Origin of the sequence: Marinobacter sp. 1_MG-2023, from assembly GCF_030549045.1 — a bacterium.
Taxonomy (GTDB): domain Bacteria; phylum Pseudomonadota; class Gammaproteobacteria; order Pseudomonadales; family Oleiphilaceae; genus Marinobacter.
Genome location: NZ_JAUOST010000001.1, coordinates 98,303 through 117,334, shown reverse-complemented (window position 1 = coordinate 117,334; position 19,032 = coordinate 98,303). Strand labels below are relative to the sequence as shown.

The window sequence follows — 19,032 nt, the reverse complement described above, 5'->3', positions numbered from 1 at the left end:
TTCCCGTCGGCGTTTCTTCAAGAACGATGGTCAGATCGCAGAGTCAGCAAATTTTAACGAAGCGAACTTCGCGGGCCAACTGAACAAAAGTAATAGTAGCCAGCCCCGCACTTCAGAAGCGTTTTCGGAACTCCCTGTAGGCGCTGAATACCTCCCAGGGGCTTTCAAAGTGCGGGTAATGACCCACATTCCTCAGTTGCACGACATCGGCATCATGAATCATCTCCTTATAGCGGTGCACCATGACAGTTCCTGATACCGGGTCTGCGATTCCCGAAATGAGGCGCATGGGCTGACTCGCGTTCTGCAAGGCGGACACCCAGCGATGACGGTGGCACCGTCGGTCTTCCATAAACTGGATCAAATGGTGAAGAATGCCGCGACCGTTGTTGTAAGTGATGAGTTGCCAGAAGTCGTCCAATTCCTGCCGGCCCGGAGTACTTCTACTGCCGAACAGCTTCATAAAACTTCGCTCAAAGCTGCGCCGAGTCAGGCCCCGGCTGATTAGTCCGCCTAACGGGCCGCCCAACAAGCGCTGAATCAACAAAGGGTTGTGCACTTCCGGAAACAGGGCTCCGTTCAGGAAACAGACGCTGGCAATCTGGAAAGGCAGCGCCCCCTCCTGCTCCCTGGCCAGGAGTTCCTGGGCAACACTGCACCCATAGTCATGGGCTAAAATATGCACAGACTTCAGGCCAAGACCTTCCAACAGACCCTGCATCAGGTCTGCCTGATCATCAATGCTGTACTCATGCTCTCTGGGCTTGTCAGAAAAGCCGAACCCCAGCATGTCCACAGCCAGCACATTATTGCTCCTAAGCAGCATGGGCCAGATACGGTTCCAGTCCCAACTGGATGTCGGAAAACCGTGCAGGAGCACCAGTGGCTCGCCCTGGCCTGCCATCCGGCTGAATATCGCGTGGCCGTCATAGCTGAACCATTTTCCGCCCTGCTGCCACACCTCAAGCGTCGCCTCTCCGGACCCGGCTGCCTTTTCACCCCCGATATCCGGTATCTGCCGTTCCATGCGATGTCTCCGATAGATCTTTCTTAGTAAGCGACTTTAAGATAAACCCGGCCCTCCCGCCAGAGACCTGGCAATTGCGCTTCGCAAACTGAAAACGGGAACTGGTCTTTTCCGGCAGTGACATCGTAAACCGTAGAGATACCGGTCAAATTCACTTAAGCTTTGGCCCTCGTACCATACCCCTTACCCTAACCTGAAACATAACCTTTACCATAAAGAGAACCGGAAGCGACTATGACCAAACTCCTTGACGACCTCGCGGGCCACTACCGCGCCATCATCAACGGGCTGGGTGAAGATACCAACCGTGAAGGTCTGCAAGACACTCCGATGCGTGCCGCCAAAGCCATGCAATTCCTGACCCACGGCTATGAGCAGGACCTGGGCGATCTCGTCAACAATGCGGTTTTTGAATCCGCGATGGATGAGATGGTTGTAGTGCAGGATATTGAGCTGTACAGCATGTGCGAGCATCACGTGCTGCCTTTTATAGGGAAGTGCCACATCGCCTACCTGCCCCAGGGTCGTGTTCTGGGCCTGTCCAAGTTTGCACGTATCGTGGACATGTATGCACGGCGCCTGCAGATTCAGGAAAACCTCACCCGCCAGATTGCGGAAGCAGTTGAGAGTGTCACCGGCGCGAAAGGAGTTGCAGTAGTCATCGAAGCCCAGCATATGTGCATGATGATGCGGGGCGTGGAGAAGCAGAACTCCAAGATGAAAACGTCCATGATGCTTGGGCAGTTCCGAAAATCCCAGGCAACGCGCGCAGAGTTTCTCAACCTGATCAGCAACAATCGCTGATTGCAGCCATTTGAATGGAGGCGGTATGACAGACGTTATCTGCAACCACCAGGCAAGAATACAGATCAAGGATCTGCTGTTGCGTGCCTACATTGGCATCAAGGACGAAGAGATCAATAACCAGCAGGACATCAAGATCAACGTGTGCCTCACGTACGATGCCACGGAAGCGATTAACCGGAATGAGATAACGGCTGCGCTCAATTATCGCACCATTACCAAGCAGATTATCGGCCATGTGGATGGAAACCGCTTCGCCCTACTTGAGCGCCTGACGCACGAAGTACTCAACATCGTGATGGAACATGGGGCCGTAAAGTGGGCGCAGGTAGAAATCGACAAGCCTCACGCGCTACGCTATGCAGAGTCCGTGTCTGTCTGTCTTGAAGCACATCGTTAGTCCAAACCCAGGTGGCCCGAAACCATGCCAAGCAATCAACCTGATCAGATGCGCGCCATTCTTGAGCAAGTCCGCACCATTGCTCTCGTAGGTGCCAGCGAGAAAACCAATCGACCCTCCCACGAAGTCATGGAGTTTATGCAGGCACATGGGTATCGGGTTATTCCAGTGAATCCCCGCCTCGCAGGCAAGACAGTGCTTGGAGAGACCGTATACCCCGACATAGCCTCCCTGCCCGAACCCGTTGACATGGTTGAGGTGTTTCTGGCACCTGAGCGCACAGATGCGCTAATTGATCAGGCCATCGAACTGAAGGTTCCGGTGATCTGGTTGCAGATTGGTGTTATCAATGACGAAGGCGCTGCCCGGGCCGAAGCTGCGGGGCTCACCGTTGTTATGGATCGTTGCCCGAAGCAGGAAATTCCGCGCCAGGGTTTGCCAAAAATCAACTTCAGAGACTGAAGCTCCACGAACCGCAAGAAGCCGTTCGGCAAAGAATGGCTTATTATTACCGACATGCAGGCGTTACACTGGTTCGTCGGTCTTTGGTAAACGGAGCACTTCTTGGCATACTCACCTTTGAATGGCGGGCTTTTTCCGAAGAGACTGCTACACCCTGCCTTTCCGGTGGTGATCTTCATAGTATTTTTCGGTCTGGCGGCAGGTTTCCGCTACGGCCTCATCGGGCAGTACACAGGCCAGATACAGTCCAACCTCGAAAATGAAACCCGGAGCATGGCCAACACCCTCGAACGGGAGTTCATGGTTCACGCTGATGCTATTCGGCGCATGGCAAGTCGCCTGGCAAAAGACCCGCAAAAGCCGGAAAGCGAATGGCGTGAAGACGCACGCAACTATCTTAACGACTTCCGTATCTATCAGGCCATTGAGTGGATAGACCGCGACTTCATTATTCGCTGGCTGGAACCTTTGGCCTCCAACGAAGGTGTCGTTGGCTTCAACTCTGCGTTTAATCAGCAGCGCCGCAGCGCTCTCGAGGCTGCGATACGAACTGGAAACTATGACATTTCCGGGGTGATCGAACTACGCCAGGGGGGCAAAGGCATTGTTATTTACGCTCCGGTCGGCACCGGCCCCAATAACAATGGTTTTGTTGCGGGTGTATTCAAGATGGAAACCCTGGCGCGACAGCTTATGGCCACACGGGAGCCGGGAATGTTCCGGATTGAGATCCGTAGTCGCGGTGCGACGGTTTATACGCTGAGTGATTTCGAGCGTTCAGATGCCACCGCCTCCTATACTGTGCCAATCAAACTTCCCACACTGAACTGGCAATTGAATCTCGAGCCTTCGCCGGAGTGGTTTGAAAAACAGACCAGTCCCTGGCCCCGGTGGACGTTTATTACCCTTCTTTTTATGGGCTTGCTGACCAGCCTCGCGACCCTTTTCCTGCAGCTTATCCTCAAACGCAATGAGGCTCTGTTAACAGCCAGGCGGAAGCTCGATGAAGAAATCGCGCAGCGCGAAACCATTCAGCAGGATCTTGTGCGACTGGAATCCACCGATACCCTTACCGGCCTGGCGAACCGTCGCTTCTTTATGGAAGACCTTGCTCATACGCTGAATATCGCGAATCGTCAGTCGTACCAGGTAGCACTGGTGATGCTGGACCTCGACCGCTTTCAGATGTTGAACGACTCGCTTGGACACCAGTTTGGTGATGCCCTTCTGGTTCAGGTCGCGGGTTGTCTCAACCAGCTCAGCAACGAGCGGGTCACGGTCGCCTATTCCGGTGGCGACGAGTTCATGATTTGTCTTCAGCATGTGGAGGATATAGACGATGTTCTTCATCTGCTCGGCCGGATCAAGCAGTGTTTTGAAACGCCATTCAATGTTCAGGGTGAAGCTCACAAAATAACAGCAACCCTTGGGGTTGCCGTTTACCCCCAAAGTGGCCTGGACGCGGACACCCTGCTGCGCAACGCTGACATAGCCCTTTATCGCGCAAAAGAGCAGGGCCGCAATACCTATCAGTTTTATACCGAAGGTATGCAGGAACGGGAGGTCATGCGCCTGGAGCTGGAAAAGGACCTCAGCCAGGCCTTGGTCAAAAACGAGTTTGTACTGCATTATCAGCCTCAGCTGAATCTGGACAGCGGTGAAATTAACAGTGTCGAGGCGCTCATCCGCTGGCAACACCCCCGCAGAGGTCTACTTGCCCCAGGAGAATTCATTCCACTGGCAGAAGAAAGCGGCAGGATAACCGAGATCGGTCACTGGGTAGTGATGGCGGCCTGCCAACAGCTGGCGGCCTGGAGAGGAACCCGCTTTGAACATCTGAGGGTAGCCGTAAACCTGTCCGGGCGGGAGCTGGATGATGACAGCCTGGTTGAACGGGTAAGAAACACTCTGGCGGCCGAGGGAGTCCCCGCTGATCGACTTGAAGTGGAACTCACCGAAGAAATCTTCATTCAGAATATAGAGCACAACCTTGGCCAGCTGAAGCGCCTTCACGATCTTGGCGTGCATCTTGCGATCGACGATTTCGGCGTCGGCTATTCATCCCTGGCATACCTGAGAAATTTCCCGGTGGACCTTCTGAAAATCGACCGCTCATTCATAACAGAAGTGACAGAGCGCCATGATGATGCTGTGATTACCCGGGCGGTCATCAATCTGGCGCACAACCTGGGCTTACAGGTGGTTGCTGAAGGCGTGGAAACACGGGCGCAGCTGGATTTGCTAAGGAGCCAGGGCTGTAATATGGCGCAGGGCTATCTGATCAGTCGCCCCGTTCCAGCGGTGGAGCTGGAAAAAGCCCTGTCCAATGGCGCTTTTGAGCAGGTGTAATGGCTGTTTCCGGTTTGTAATCACCGTAGATCAGCCCCAGAATTGTTGTTGAATTTTTCAGGTGAAATTTTATGCCCACGGGTTATTTGACGCCGGAACAGGACACCAAGCTTCGTCGATGGGAGCGCTGGAACCGGAATTATTTCATTTTTGCATTCGTGGCTCTGGTGATTGTGCTGGTGTTCAGTAGCCAGCTGGGGCTTTCCAGTGGTGACGATTGGGGATCCCTGGGCTTTCTGCTTGCGGCTCTGATTGCTCCGATCATTGTTCTGCAACTGCGCCTCGCATGCCCTGCCTGTGGCCATAAGATTGGCTGGCAGGCCAAATTGATGGCGCCGGATCAGTGCAAAATTTGTGGCACCTTCCTTCGGGCTAAAAGCTCCTCTTCCTGAAAACCTTTGACCTGTGAGTAGGTCACAGGTTTTAGGCTACTCTTAAGTTTCAAATACTCTCGGCTATCGTGCTTTTGCGATAGCCGCGCCGGTGTGGGTTGTGTGCCCGAAAACCGCCGCTCATTAACCTTTGGTGATGCTGCTGGATTATGAAAGTTAAAGAGCTTGCTACTTCTGCCGGGGTAAACCCCGATACCGTGCGCTTTTATACACGGGAAGGACTGCTAAAACCCACTCGAAATCCGGACAACAACTACCAGCATTACGATGCTGAGGATCTTCGGCGTCTGCGCTTTGCACGTAAGGCCCGACAGTTGGGTTTTTCACTACCGGAGGTTCGAGAGATTCTGGATCAGGCAGACGACCATCACTCACCCTGCCCTATGGTTCGGGATGTATTCCAGCAACGGCTGGCCGAGGTAGAGCGGGAGATCGATGAGTTGCTACAGCTGCGAAAGCGCATGAAAACAGCGCTGGCCGCCTGGCAGGATATGCCGGACGGGACGCCGGATGGCCATACCATCTGCCAACTGATTGAGCACTGGGATGACAGCAAACCCGGGAAGCAGGTTGAGGAGTAAACCACCATGAGCAATGCACCAGTATTACAGACGACTCTCAGCATTTCCGGTGCCACCTGCCAGGGGTGCGCCAGGAAGATTCGCAATGCGCTGGAGCCGCTGACCGGCGATGCAGGCCTGGTGGAGATTAACCTGGAAGATCAGACGGTTGCTTTGCCAGAAGGTATCGATGCCTCGGAAGCCGCCAGAATTGTGACCGAAACGGGTTACCCGGCGGAACCAGTGAAAGAGGCGGAGCAACTCGCCAGTTGCTCCGCGTTCAAGCCCGGGAAAGTAGAAGCCACAGCTGACAAAACAGTGGAAGAAACGTCGAGCGAGGGCAAACCGGAAAGACAGGCAGCGGCTATTCAAGGCGATAATCAGGTGCACCTGGCCGTGACCGGTGCTACCTGTGCTTCCTGTGTGAATACCATTGAGAAAGCATTGAAGTCGGTGCCGGGCGTGACTCACGCCCATATGAATCTTGCGGACAATACGGCTACGGCAACCGGGGCGAACGACCCGCAAGCTCTGATTAAGGCGGTAGAAAACTCCGGTTACGGCGCCAGTTCGATTGAAGATGCAGACGCCGCAGACGATAAGAAGCAGGAAGAAGACAAAAAGCGGTACAAAACCCTTCTGGTAAAAATGGCCATCAGTTTGGGCCTGGGTGTTGGCTTGATGATCTGGGGCATGGGGTTCGGTTCCATGTCGGTAACCGAGGCAAACCAGGGCACCTGGCTCGTTCTTGGCTTGATCACTCTAGCCGTTATGGCGGGTACAGGTGGGCATTTCTACACTGGTGCCTGGAAGGCGTTCCGGCATCACAACGCCAATATGGATACGCTGATTGCACTGGGTACGGGTACCGCATGGCTGTATTCCATAACGGTGGTGAGCACTCCCGACGCCTTACCGGAGATGGCGCGGCATGTGTATTTTGAGGCCTCGGCCATGATCATTGGCCTGATCAATCTGGGTCAGGCACTGGAACTTCGCGCTAAAGGCAAAACATCGGAGGCGGTTCGCCGGTTGCTGGACTTGCGGGCGAAAACAGCACGGGTTATCCGTGAAGGGCAGGAACAAGACCTTCCTGTGGAAGATGTTCGCAAGGGTGATCATATTCGCGTTCGCCCCGGTGAGAACCTGCCGGTAGACGGTCGTGTTGTTGAAGGCAGTACCCGTATCGACGAAAGCATGCTTACCGGCGAACCCATGCCGGTAAGTAAAGCGGTGGATGACGAGGTTTCTGCCGGTACGCTCAACACCCACGGCAGCATTGTTTACGAAGCAACCCGGGTAGGCAGCGAAACTGCCCTGGCCCAGATTATCCATCTGGTGAAAAAAGCCCAGGGTTCAAAACCGGCCATTGGACGGCTGGCAGACAAAATATCGTCGGTGTTCGTACCCAGCGTCATGCTGATTGCGGTGGCCGCCGCGCTGGTCTGGTACAACGTCGGGCCGGAGCCCGCGGTTGTGCATATGATGGTCGCTGCAACCACCGTCCTGATCATTGCCTGCCCCTGCGCCCTTGGCCTGGCCACGCCTATGTCGGTGATGGTGGGTGTCGGTAAGGCGGCGGAATACGGCGCCCTGATTCGTCAGGGGGACGCCCTGCAAACTGCAGGCAAACTGGATCTGGTGATTCTCGACAAAACCGGCACTATTACCGAAGGCCATCCGGCAGTTACCAGCCTGCACGCGATGAGTGGCGATGAACAGACGTTGCTGGCATTGGCAGCCGGTCTTGAACAGCATTCCGAACACCCACTTGCGGAAGCCATCGGTAACAAAGCCAAAGAGCAAAGCGCGGAGCCACTCAAGGTCACTGACTTTGAAGCGCTGAATGGCAAAGGTGTCGCGGGACGGTTTGAGGGTGACATAATCCGCTTGGGTAACCGCCGCTGGCTGGAGGCTGAAGGTATTTCTCTGGCAGGCCTGGCCGATGCGGAAAAAGCCATTACCGAGCAGGCCGGCACGCCTTTGTTTCTCGCCAGAGGCACTGAGCTGCTGGGCGTTATGGGCGTTGCGGACGCCATCAAAGCGGATTCGGAAGCGGCTATTCAGCGTCTACACGATGCAGGCATCCGCGTCATGATGGTCACCGGTGACATCGACGCCACGGCCAGAGCCATTGCCACGAAAACCGGTATCGACGACTACCGCGCCGAAGTCCTGCCAGAAGACAAAGCCGACGTAATAAACGAAATGCGCGGCAAAGGCTACACGGTTGCCATGGTGGGTGACGGCATCAACGACGCCCCTGCTCTGGCCGCTGCGGATGTAGGTTTTGCCATAGGCACAGGCACAGACGTCGCCATCGAAAGCGCCGCCATTACCCTGATGCGCGGCTCCCTGCACGGCGTACCGGATGCTATCGAAATTTCCCGGGCCACAGTGAAGAACATTCACCAGAACCTTTTTGGGGCCTTTGTGTACAACAGCCTCGGGATTCCCATTGCCGCAGGCCTGCTGTATCCAGTCTGGGGCATATTGATGAGCCCGATTCTCGCCGGCGCGGCCATGTCCCTGTCCTCAGTTACGGTAGTCACCAACGCCAACCGCCTGCGGCTGTTCAAAACCAGTCACAAACCAGTGCGAGAGCCAAAACAAAGCCGACAACCGGAAGAGGAGCGAAACTGATGGAAACATTACTGGTCAATACCGGAGGACTTATGCTCATGGCCGCTATTGTCTGGTGGTTCTGGCTTTCTCCAACCGATAGCAATGCCTCCGAACCGGATAAAAGCCATCACTAAAAACGACACAAAAAGAGCAAAACCATGAAGAAACAGATTTTGGGATTCGCCCTGAGTGCCACCTTCGGGTTCAGCACACCACTGTTGGCAGCGGACGCCGCTCAGAGCATTCATGTCTACAAGTCGCCCACGTGCGGCTGTTGCACCGACTGGGTTGATCACCTGGAAAGCAACGGTTTTGATGTGGAAGTCACCGACACCCACAACATGAACCGCGTCAAAATAGAAGCAGGTCTTAGCCCCAATTTGGCCAGCTGCCACACCGCTTTCGTGGGTGACTATGTGATCGAGGGGCACGTGCCCGCTAACGACGTTCATCGATTGATCGCCGACGCTCCAAAAGTCAGAGGCCTGGCCGTCCCTGGCATGCCGGTTGGTTCTCCGGGTATGGAAATGGGCGATCGAAAAGAGCACTACCAGGTGCTGATGTTCAATGCGCAAGGCCAAACCAAAGTGTTTTCCGAGCACAACTAACCCACGAGCAGGAGTCAGAACAGAGTCATGTCGGCCTGCTGCAGATTAGTATCGGCGCAACAAAGCACCGGAGCTGACCTGCAACAGGTTCTAATGCATTTATGACATTCTTTTCTACACTCCCGCCAACCTCTGCTCTATCATTGCTTCCATCCCTATAAACGGAGTCAGCAGTTCTTGAGCCTCAAGACCCGGTTTCTCAGCCTTGCAGCAGGCCTGATTGTTATATCTGCATGTGCCTCCTGGCTTGCCTACCGAGAGCTCTCAGCAGACCTGATCGAGCGTTGGGGGCGTCAGGTCGCTGAGATACAGGTACGCTACGACAGCGCCCGACTTCTGCAATCCCTCGAGCGCGAAATCGGCCTCGCCAGACAGATGGCAGACTCCTCCGCGCTCCTCAACTGGGCTGCCGCCCCCGGCAACCAGGCTCTCGAAGATACGGCCATCCGCGAGATGGAGAGCTTTCGCGCCAACTTTCGCGATAACAGCTATTTTGTCGCGCTCAGGGAGAGTGGTCGCTATTACTTCAATAACGAGCAAAATGAGTTTGCCGGCAAACAGTTTCGATACGTGCTGGACCCCGATGAACCCAATGACGCCTGGTTTTACCAGCTGATCGAAGAAGGCCGTGATTTCCACCTGAATGTAAACCCCGATGCGGAGCTGGGCGTTACCAAGCTCTGGATCGATGTCCTGATGCGCAACTCCGCAAATCAAGTAGTGGGCATGGTCGGCACTGGCATGAACCTCGACACTTTTCTGCAGGATATCGTCGATATCAACCAGGAAGGCATTACGACGCTGTTTGTCGATTATAACGGTGCCATACAACTCTACCGGGATCGCAACTACATCGATTTCGCGAGCGTTATCAAACCAGAAGGTCAGAAAAACACAGTCGACTTGCTGTTTGACGCCCCCGAAGACAAACAGCAGATTCTCGGCATGCTGCAATTGCTGAAGAAAAGCTCCGGTTCAGCAGGTCACGTAGAAAGCGGGTTTGTTACCGTCGAGGGTCGCGAACACTTGGCCGGAGTGGCTTTTTTGCCAGCAATTGGCTGGTTTGAAATAACCCTGCTTGACCTGAATACACTGCTACCAAAGAGCTACCTGTGGCCTCTGGTGGCTGTATTTATTGCAAGCCTCCTCATCACTCTGATCGTGTTCCACCTCATCATCCAATCACGCATCCTGAAGCCGATCGTGGGGCTGGAAGAAGCTGTGGATAAGGTTCGCAGGGGCAGCTTTACGCTACCTCGCCTGGACAAACCGGACAACGAGATAGGTCGGCTCGTCGACCACTTTGAAAAAATGACGGATAGCCTGCGCGATTCTACCCGGGAGCTGGAAAACAAGGTTTCCCTGCGTACCGACGAGCTTGCCCGCCTGGCTCGTATCGACCCACTCACCAACCTTAAAAACCGCCGTGGGCTGGACGAAGTTCTGGAAGAAGAAATTCAGCGCGCAGAGCGGCTGGGCAGTGGTTTTGGTTTGATCTGGCTGGACATCGATCACTTTAAATCAATCAACGATCAACTCGGCCATCAGGCGGGCGATGAGATTCTCTGCCGCGTCGCTTTGTGGCTAAAAGCCGGTGTCCGCCCCTACGATCACCCGGGGCGCTGGGGCGGCGATGAATTTGTTATTCTGCTCTCGCCCTGTGATCCGGCAACCCTGGAACGTATTGCCCGGCGCATATGCGAAAATGTTGAGCAGGAAAGCCGAAAAACCGGAACACCGGTAACGGTCAGCGTAGGCGGCTATTTCTCAGAACCCGGGGACAACATCGATACTGTGCTGCGCAATGCTGACAGTGCGCTTTATCGCGCCAAGAATGGTGGCCGCAACCGCGTCTGCATCACCCCTTCGGATAAAACCGGAATTAACCCCGTGTAACGGGTCTGACTCATATCGCCATAACCGTTATACTCCGCTCCATCATTCATTTTTTCAGCCAGGTTAATCCATGTTCAACGCCGACGCTCTCAACCAGTTGCGCCAGCTAAAGTCTGACATTGAGCAAAGCAAAGTCGTTTTCCCCGGAACGGTAAAAGCCACCAACGGCCGCTTCGGATTCGTCGCATTGGATGAAGGGCGGGATGTATTCCTGCCTCCCGAAGAAATGCAGAAGGTGCTTCCTGGTGACCGAGTCAATGTGACCGAGCAGGAAGTCGATAAAGGGAAAATCCAGGGTGTGGTAGACGAGCTTCTCGAAAGCCGGCTGAGCACATTTGTCGGACGCTATCTGGTCAAGGGGAAAGGGCATTTTGTGGTGCCGGAAACGCCAGGCATCAATCGCTGGATTTTCATTCCTCCGAAAGAGCGGATGAACGCGCAACCGGACGACTATCTTTACTGCTGCATACACAAGCACCCGTTTCATGACGGCAAAGGTCAGGCCAAGGTGCTTCGGGTTATTGGTAAAGCCGGTGAGCCCGGTATCGAGCGCGCCCTTACGCTGGCCACCTTTGATCTGGCAGACGCCTGGCCCGAACCGGTGGTACAGCAGGCCGAGAAGCTCGACGAGGCAGCCATCGAAGCGCTGGCGCCCGGCCGGGAAGATCGCACTGATCGCGCCTATGTCACTATCGATAGCCCCGCCACTCAAGACATGGATGACGCTCTGCTGGCAGAGCCAAACGCCACAGGCTGGGCTTTATCCATTGCCATTGCCGACCCGTCGTCGGTCATTGGTACTGAAAGCGCGGCTGAACTCGAAGCCTTCAACCGGGCTACTGCTATTTATTTCCCAGGCGAGCCTTTGCCGATGCTGCCCGATACTATCAGCACCCGACTATGCTCGCTGATGCCAGACGTTAATCGACTGGCTCTGGTGTGCGACCTGCAAGTCAATAACGATGGGAGCCTGGGTGACTACAGTTTCCATCAGGCTGTTATCCGTTCCCGGGGCAAGCTCAGTTACGATCTGGTCGCGAATCTGATTGAAGGTCGTGAAGACGAAGACATCAAAGCTCTGCCGGACGCAGTCGCCAACAGTCTCGACCAGCTGCACCAGGTCGCAACCGCATTGCGGAAATGGCGCAGCGAACATGCACTGCTAAGCGGCGACCGCCCGGAATTCCGTCTCAGGCTGGACGAAAACCGACGCATTCGCGCTATTGAGCCGTCGGTGCAAAACGAAGCGCACCGTCTTGTTGAAGAATGCATGGTTGCCGCCAACCGCTGCGCTGCGGATTTTCTGGCCAGCCGACCATCAGGCTTGTTTATTCAACACCCTGGTTTGCGTAATGACCGTGCAGCCAACATTCGCGCTCTGATCGAAGGCTACGCGCCACAGTTCGCCGATATCGATGCCACAACGCCGGCTGGTTTCCTGGCATTGATGAAACAGACTTCAGAACTGGAAGCGGAAGTGCCAATAAAGGCCATCGTTTCGCGCCAACTGGCCCGGGCAGAGCTGTCGTTTACGGCGGCCCCACACCAGGGCATGGGGCTCAATGCCTACACCACTTTCACATCTCCCCTGCGCAAATACTCCGATCTCTATGTGCACCGGCTTATCAAAGCAGCGCTCTGGGATACGCCAATGCAGATGCTGAGCAGCGAACAACTGATGGCGCTTCAGAACGCCCAGTTCAAAGCCCGACAGGCGGCCAATAGCCTGGAAACATGGCTCAAGAGCGATTTTGCCAAAACTTTGGGCGACGAACCCATGGACGGCGTCATCAGCCGCACAATCCCTGCGGGCTTCTTCGTGCGCCTGGAAGCCAATGGGCTGGAAGGGTTTGTGAGTTGCAGGGATCTCAATGGCAAATACAGCTTTGACCCAGTGACTCTGCGCCTGATACACAACAAGAATGGCCGCGTATTCCAGCTTAATCAGGCAGTAAAAGTCAGCTTCTCAGGAGTAGAGGAGGAGCGCCGGCAAATCAACTTCAAGCTGGTGGAGGCTGAAGAAATCCCTGTCACTACCGGCTCCTGAGCCGGTTGAAAAACCATAAGGGCAGGTGCATCGTACCGATAACATCACACAGATACGTCAACGAGGTGCGCCATGCCCATCAGTCCGGATGAATTCCTGAAAAAACACGGTTTCGACAAGGAAGAGGACAGTCCTGATCACAGCCTACAGCACAACGCGATAGAACACGCAAAGCACCTGCGCCGGCCCCATGCAGGTACGCCACACGACTGGGAAGACTGGGAAAGATACAAGCGAGAGCACCCCGGTGAGGTAGAGCCAGAAGAGAAAGAAAGCGACAACAGCAAAGGCTGAAGTCGCTCGGGTCTGGCGAGGGTGGTGAAGCTATGGGCGAAGCATTTCTTCCAGGCGTGCATCCTTGGCCTGCCACTTTTCTGCCAGCCAGTTTTTCACATTACGCCGGTGTTCCGCATCGGTTGAGTAATCCCGACCTTTCAGGTGCTCGGGAATGGCAACCGTTTGAATGTCCATTTTCACCTCCCGCGACCGGCCACAAATAAAATCCCAGAAGGTGGGTGCGCCGCCAGGATAGGCAATGGTTACGTCAACAAGCGTTTCTATCGAGTCACCCATGGTATCCAGAACAAAGGCCGCACCGCCGGCTTTTGGTGTCAAAAGATGGGTATAGCGTGACTTTTGTTTGTCGTGCTTGGCCTGGGTAAACCGCGTACCTTCCACAAAGTTCATTACGCTCACTGGCGTATAACGGAACTTTTCACAGGCACGGCGAGTGGCTTTCAGGTCTTCCCCACGCTTCTCAGGGTGCTTGAGCAGATACTCCCGCGAATATCGTTTCATGAAGGGGAAATCCAGACCCCACCATGCAAGCCCGATAACAGGTACCCAGATAAGCTGCTGTTTCAGAAAAAACTTCAGGAAAGGCGCGCGACGATTAAACACCCGCTGCATGGCAAAGATATCCACCCAGCTCTGGTGATTACTCAACACAAGATACCAGCTTTCACGACGCAAATTTTCCGCACCAGTGACCTGCCACTGCGTGCCGTGGGTCAGCTTCATCCAACCGGTATTACAAGCCACCCAGGATTCCGAGATCCAGATGATGACCCGGGTGCAAAGAACCCGAAAGCCCTTGTGCGGGATAACAAGTTTCAGCAGCGCCGGTATATAAAGTAACAGGCACCAGAAAAGAGTGTTGACTGCCAACAAAATGGAATTGAGTACGCCGATAACGGGAGCAGGTAGAAAGCTGAGCATGCGATGCCTGTTTTGATTATTTGGACAGAGATGGGCAATCATACCAATCACCACGGGCTATGGGCAGTGGCTGATTGTGACCAGACTAGCAAGCGGGAATGACCGTTCTCGATTACACTGCTATCCATGAACCTAATTGATACATTCAATCTTGATATTCGAGCACTGCAAACCTTTGTTGCCGTTCTGGACGAAGGAAGCGTTTCCCGTGCGGCCATCAAGCTTGGGGTCAGTCAGTCAGCCGTTAGCCATACACTGGACCGGCTACGCACTGCCCTCGGCGACCCCCTGTTCGTCAAATCCGGACGCGGTATAACGCCCACTCGCTATGCAGTGCAGGCAGGCCCGCACATTCGCCAGATTCTCGATGATCTGCACTCACTGGCCTCCGGCCCCCCCTTTACACCAGAAACCACCGAATTCACCTTTACCGTTGCCGCCAACGATTACGAGCGGGACCTGCTTCTCCCACCGTTGATGCAGCGTCTGCGGCAACAGGCTCCGGGCATCATGCTGCAAGTGATTGCCTCCGGCATTCCCAATGCAGACATGCTGCGCAAGGATATTTGTGATCTGATCATTTCACCGCACGCGCCGGAAGCCACTGACATAATGCAAAGAGGCTTGATGGGGGATCGGATGGTCGTCTTCTTCGACCCGAGCCAGCGTGAAGCGCCGGAGACAGTGACCGACTATGTGAAAGCCGATCACATAGCATTGGTGTTCGGCACTGGTGAGAAACCCGCCCTGGAGGCCGGCCTTTCAGCCCGGGGGCTGACCCGCCGTAACGTCATTACCGTTTCCAATTTCTCCGGCCTGCCGGAATTTCTCCGGGGCAGCGACATGCTGGCAACCGCGCCTGAGCGCATGAGCAAACACTTACTCCGAGACTTTGCCTGGGCACCCCTACCCTTCAGCTACAAGCCTTTTACATTGCTGATGCTCTGGCACCGCCGCAACCAGAATGACCCGGCTCACCGCTGGTTGAGAAACCAGGTGAACGCAGTCGCAGCCACCATGAACGGCCTCAACGAGTAATTCATCAATTTTGTTCATATATCCTATGAGCAGCGCCCCTGTTATTTTTTTGCAAATCAGCCCCTAGAATCCACTCCAATGTCGAGTGCAGGTGTGGGATGGGCTTTCCAAAACTGTGCGGAGCCATGGATGGCGGAGCCCAAGCGCCACATGGATGTGCCGCAAGGAGCGTGTTTTGGAAAGCCCATCCCACACCTGCTATCCCCCAATGTAAGCTTGGACAATAAATGCTCGCACTCACAAGTATATGGACAACCATACTGCTAGCCGCCGCCGTCGCACTGGGGCCGCTGGCCACTGACATGTATCTGCCGGCACTGCCGCAGATTGGCAGTGATTTCGGCACGGGTACCAGCCAGGTTCAGCTAACCCTGAGCCTCTACATGGCGGGCTTTGCCATAGCGCAACTGGTGTGTGGCCCACTGGCTGACCGGTTTGGACGCAAACCGATCATGATTGGCGGCTTTGTGCTGTTCGCCATCGCCAGCATTGGCTGTGCGCTTGCCAGCAATATTGAAACCCTGATTCTGTGCCGCTTTTTACAGGCGCTGGGCGGATCAGCCGGGCCAGTTCTCGGGCGTGCTGCAATCAGGGACATCTACACACCCCGCGAAGCCGCAAAAATCATGGCGCTTCTTGCCAGCATCATGGCGCTTGCTCCAGCTATCGCACCCACACTGGGCGGTGTCATGGTTGCCGGCCTGGGCTGGCACTCCATCTTCCTGGCGCTGGGCGGCTATGCCCTGATCATGGCTGTAGTGGTGGCGTTCGGAATCCCCGAGCCCATGCGGCCCGAATACCGTCAGCCACTAAAACTCTGCAGCCTGCTACGAAACTATCGCGCCATAGGCACAGACATCAGTTTTCTCGGCTATACCCTGACCAATGCGCTGATTTTCTCCGGACTGTTTGCCTTTCTCTCCGGTTCGTCGTTCGTACTGATCGATTTTCTAGAAGTGCCACCGCAACAGTTTGGCCTGTACTTTGCCGGCATCGTGGTGGGCTATATAACCGGTAACCTCACAGCTATCCGTCTTGGCAGCCGCCTGACTCCGGATCAGATTCTGTTGCGCGGACTTTTTGTTGCCGTGGCAGCCGGCGGCCTTATGGTATCGCTGGCACTCGCAGAGGTGTTCAGCGTATGGGCCGTCATACTACCTCAGGCACTGTTTATGGCCGGAACAGGCATGGTGATGCCCCAAACAATGGCGGGAGCCATGGCTAACTTTCCACGCATGGCCGGCTCCGCCTCAGCACTGTTCGGTTTCGCCCAGATGTCCATCGCAGCCCTCGCCGGCATGCTCGTGGGCTACCTGCACGACGGTACTTCGCTGGTGATGGCAACCATCATTGCTATCTGTGCCGTGGCTTCACTCGGCAGTTACCTTTTGCTGGTTCAGCGCCACCCCGCTCCTGGATTCGAACCACAGACAGGATGAAAACTCATCCAAAATGGTCTAAACAGAGTAAGCTGTCTCTGAATATTTCCGGATAGCTATGTCCGAGCAACGATAGGAGCAACCCATGAGCACAGTAACTCTCGACGGCAACCCCATTGAACTGAGCGGCAAGTTTCCACAGGTCGGCGATACAGTCCCGCCTTTCACATTGACCAACAGTGGCCTGGAAGACGTAAAGCTCGACAACTGGGCGGGAAAACGCAAAATCCTGAACATCATCCCCAGCATCGACACCGGCGTATGCGCTGCCTCCACTCGCAAGTTCAACGAAAAGGCCGGCGCTCTGGATAACACCGTTGTACTGGTGGTCTCCGCTGACCTGCCATTTGCTGCAGCCCGTTTTTGTGGTGCAGAAGGCCTTGAAAACGTCATCACGCTCTCGTCTTTCCGGAACTACAGCTTCCAGCAGGACTATGGAGTCGGCATCCAGACCGGTCCGCTGGCCGGCCTTTGCGCCCGCGCTGTGGTGGTCCTTGATGAAGACAACAAAGTTATTCACAGCCAGCTTGTCGATGAAATCAAAGAAGAGCCCGACTACGATGCGGCGCTGAAGGTTCTTTGATCCCGAGCCTTCATCCAGGCTAAAGATTACCTGAGTGGGTCAGAGAATTGCGTTCTGTAGGCATTATCAGAGCATGAGGTCTTCCGGGCGACAGCGCCTTTGCAGACTGTGCATTGCCAAGGATGGCAATGCCAAGCCCCCACGGATGGGTTCACGGCGTGTCTGCAAAGGCGCTGTCGCCCGGAAGACTAACTCCGAAACTAAAAAACAAACCTGTTAGACTCCAGCACCCCATCCAAGACCAAAGGCATCAGCCCAAACCCGTGAGCACTACCTCCCATAACGTCAGCCTCTCCCGCCAGCTCTACACCATGACCTGGCCAATGCTGTTTGGCGTGCTCTCCCTGATGACCTTCCAGCTCGCCGACAGCGCCTTCATCGGCCAGCTTGGCCGCGACCCACTCGCCGCCCTGGGCTTCACACTGCCCATGCAGCAACTCATCATCGGGCTACAGGTGGGCCTGGGCATCGCCACGACTGCCATCATTTCACGGACTCTCGGTGTGGGCGACGAACTCCGGGCAGTTCGCCTGGGCGGACTGGTTATCACCGTCGGCAGTACGCTGGTTTTTTTACTCTGTGTCGGCTTATGGCTTCTGCAAAGCCCGATCATGACCGCACTCGGGGCCGAAGACGCCCTTCTGCCCCTGATACGCAGCTATTGGGTACCCTGGCTCTTCTCCGCCTGGATAGGCGCATTTCTGTACTTCGGCTACAGTATTTGTCGCGCCCACGGCAATACAAAATTGCCAGGCTACATGATGGTAGCCACAAGCCTCGCCAACATTGCTCTGGACCCGCTCTATATCTTTGTATTTGATTGGGGACTGCCCGGTGCTGCCTGGGCCACCGTTACCTCTTTCGGCATCGGTTGTCTGTTTATCTATCCGAAGCTTCTCAAACGGGGCCTGGCCCGTTTCGATCTGCGCGAACTCGCTCTGGGCAGTGCCCTGAAACAACTCAATAACATCATGGCCCCCGCCATGGTCAGCCAACTCATGCCGCCGGCGTCAGCGATGCTGGCAACCGCCCTCGTCGCCGGCTTCGGTTCGGCCGCAGTTGCCGCCTGGGGGTTGGGAACGCGCCTTGAGTTTTTCTCCATTGTTGTCGTACTCGCGCTGACCATGTCCATGCCACCCATGGTCGGTCGCATGCTGGGCGCCGGCGATATCGAACAAATCCGGAAGCTGGTGCGGATTGCGGTGCGCTTTGTGGTGGGCTGGCAGCTCGCTATCGGCATTATCTGGCTGGCCGCCTCAGGCCTTGTCTCAGAGCTGTTCAGCAGCGATCAACAGGTGCAGGAAATCCTTGGGGCCTACCTGGTGCGGGTGCCACTCAGTTACAGCGGCCTGGGCGTGTGCATGCTCATGGTATCTGTGTGCAACGCCCTTGGCCTGGCCATGAGGGCGCTGCTGGTTTCAACATTGCGGTTGTTTCTGTGCTTTTTGCCACTGCTGTGGCTCGGAAGCCAGCTTAATGGCATCCATGGGCTGATGAGCGGGGCGCTGGTGGGCAACCTGATCGCAGGCATCATGGCATACAGTTTCTATCGTACCGGCATGAAGTCGCTGCGCAAAGCCTGAC

General features: G+C 55.3%; 17 protein-coding genes. 15 read left to right on the top strand and 2 right to left on the bottom strand.

Going from position 1 to position 19,032, the window contains the following annotated elements:
* Nucleotides 1-112 precede the first annotated feature (112 nt).
* Nucleotides 113-1,027 (bottom strand): alpha/beta fold hydrolase, encoded by a 915-nt coding sequence (locus tag Q4606_RS00575; protein WP_303594914.1) that lies wholly within the window; start codon nt 1,025-1,027, stop codon nt 113-115.
* A 234-nt stretch (nt 1,028-1,261) separates the two neighbouring features.
* Here Q4606_RS00575 and folE point away from each other — a divergent pair, with 234 nt between their 5' ends.
* The 11 genes from folE to Q4606_RS00520 all read left to right on the top strand — a co-directional run bounded on the left by folE (nt 1,262) and on the right by Q4606_RS00520 (nt 13,464).
* A complete protein-coding gene (gene folE / locus Q4606_RS00570) occupies nt 1,262-1,831 on the top strand; it encodes a GTP cyclohydrolase I FolE (protein ID WP_303606362.1) in 570 nt (189 codons plus the stop codon).
* A 25-nt stretch (nt 1,832-1,856) separates the two neighbouring features.
* Nucleotides 1,857-2,231: a dihydroneopterin triphosphate 2'-epimerase gene (gene folX, locus Q4606_RS00565; protein WP_303594917.1), complete on the top strand. Its 375-nt coding sequence runs from the start codon at nt 1,857-1,859 to the stop codon at nt 2,229-2,231.
* A gap of 24 nt (nt 2,232-2,255) precedes the next feature.
* On the top strand, nt 2,256-2,693 hold the full coding sequence (locus Q4606_RS00560; RefSeq protein WP_303594919.1) for a CoA-binding protein: 438 nt from the start codon (nt 2,256-2,258) through the stop codon (nt 2,691-2,693).
* A gap of 102 nt (nt 2,694-2,795) precedes the next feature.
* Nucleotides 2,796-5,042, top strand: a complete 2,247-nt coding sequence (locus Q4606_RS00555) for an EAL domain-containing protein (RefSeq protein WP_303606361.1) — start codon at nt 2,796-2,798, stop codon at nt 5,040-5,042.
* Nucleotides 5,043-5,113: 71 nt separating this feature from the next.
* Nucleotides 5,114-5,434: a hypothetical protein gene (locus Q4606_RS00550; RefSeq protein WP_303606360.1), complete on the top strand. Its 321-nt coding sequence runs from the start codon at nt 5,114-5,116 to the stop codon at nt 5,432-5,434.
* A gap of 149 nt (nt 5,435-5,583) precedes the next feature.
* On the top strand, nt 5,584-6,015 hold the full coding sequence (locus Q4606_RS00545; protein ID WP_303594925.1) for a MerR family transcriptional regulator: 432 nt from the start codon (nt 5,584-5,586) through the stop codon (nt 6,013-6,015).
* 6 nt (nt 6,016-6,021) lie between these two features.
* Nucleotides 6,022-8,637 (top strand): heavy metal translocating P-type ATPase, encoded by a 2,616-nt coding sequence (locus Q4606_RS00540; RefSeq protein WP_303606359.1) that lies wholly within the window; start codon nt 6,022-6,024, stop codon nt 8,635-8,637.
* Nucleotides 8,638-8,777: 140 nt separating this feature from the next.
* Nucleotides 8,778-9,227 (top strand): DUF411 domain-containing protein, encoded by a 450-nt coding sequence (locus tag Q4606_RS00535; protein WP_303606358.1) that lies wholly within the window; start codon nt 8,778-8,780, stop codon nt 9,225-9,227.
* A 177-nt stretch (nt 9,228-9,404) separates the two neighbouring features.
* Complete coding sequence (locus Q4606_RS00530; RefSeq protein ID WP_303606357.1) at nt 9,405-11,123, top strand: diguanylate cyclase; 1,719 nt, start codon at nt 9,405-9,407, stop codon at nt 11,121-11,123.
* A 70-nt stretch (nt 11,124-11,193) separates the two neighbouring features.
* Nucleotides 11,194-13,170: a ribonuclease R family protein gene (locus Q4606_RS00525; RefSeq protein ID WP_303606356.1), complete on the top strand. Its 1,977-nt coding sequence runs from the start codon at nt 11,194-11,196 to the stop codon at nt 13,168-13,170.
* 72 nt (nt 13,171-13,242) lie between these two features.
* The gene (locus Q4606_RS00520) at nt 13,243-13,464 is read left to right on the top strand and encodes a hypothetical protein (protein WP_303594934.1); all 222 of its coding nucleotides are present in this window, start codon (nt 13,243-13,245) and stop codon (nt 13,462-13,464) included.
* 30 nt (nt 13,465-13,494) lie between these two features.
* Here the strand turns inward: Q4606_RS00520 and Q4606_RS00515 are convergent, their stop codons facing one another.
* A complete protein-coding gene (locus Q4606_RS00515) occupies nt 13,495-14,388 on the bottom strand; it encodes an acyltransferase (protein ID WP_303594935.1) in 894 nt (297 codons plus the stop codon).
* Between the two features lie 126 nt (nt 14,389-14,514).
* On the opposite strand from Q4606_RS00515, the gene Q4606_RS00510 reads away from it, so the two are divergent.
* From Q4606_RS00510 to Q4606_RS00495, 4 genes are all read left to right on the top strand, one after another.
* Nucleotides 14,515-15,426: a LysR family transcriptional regulator gene (locus Q4606_RS00510; protein ID WP_303594936.1), complete on the top strand. Its 912-nt coding sequence runs from the start codon at nt 14,515-14,517 to the stop codon at nt 15,424-15,426.
* Nucleotides 15,427-15,653: 227 nt separating this feature from the next.
* Nucleotides 15,654-16,865 carry a Bcr/CflA family multidrug efflux MFS transporter gene (locus Q4606_RS00505; protein ID WP_303606355.1) on the top strand — a complete coding sequence of 404 codons (1,212 nt, stop codon included), beginning with the start codon at nt 15,654-15,656 and terminating at the stop codon, nt 16,863-16,865.
* 85 nt (nt 16,866-16,950) lie between these two features.
* On the top strand, nt 16,951-17,448 hold the full coding sequence (gene tpx, locus Q4606_RS00500; RefSeq protein ID WP_303594940.1) for a thiol peroxidase: 498 nt from the start codon (nt 16,951-16,953) through the stop codon (nt 17,446-17,448).
* A 311-nt stretch (nt 17,449-17,759) separates the two neighbouring features.
* Nucleotides 17,760-19,031, top strand: coding sequence for an MATE family efflux transporter (locus Q4606_RS00495; RefSeq protein ID WP_303606990.1), 1,272 nt, complete (start codon nt 17,760-17,762; stop codon nt 19,029-19,031).
* Nucleotide 19,032 lies beyond the last annotated feature (1 nt).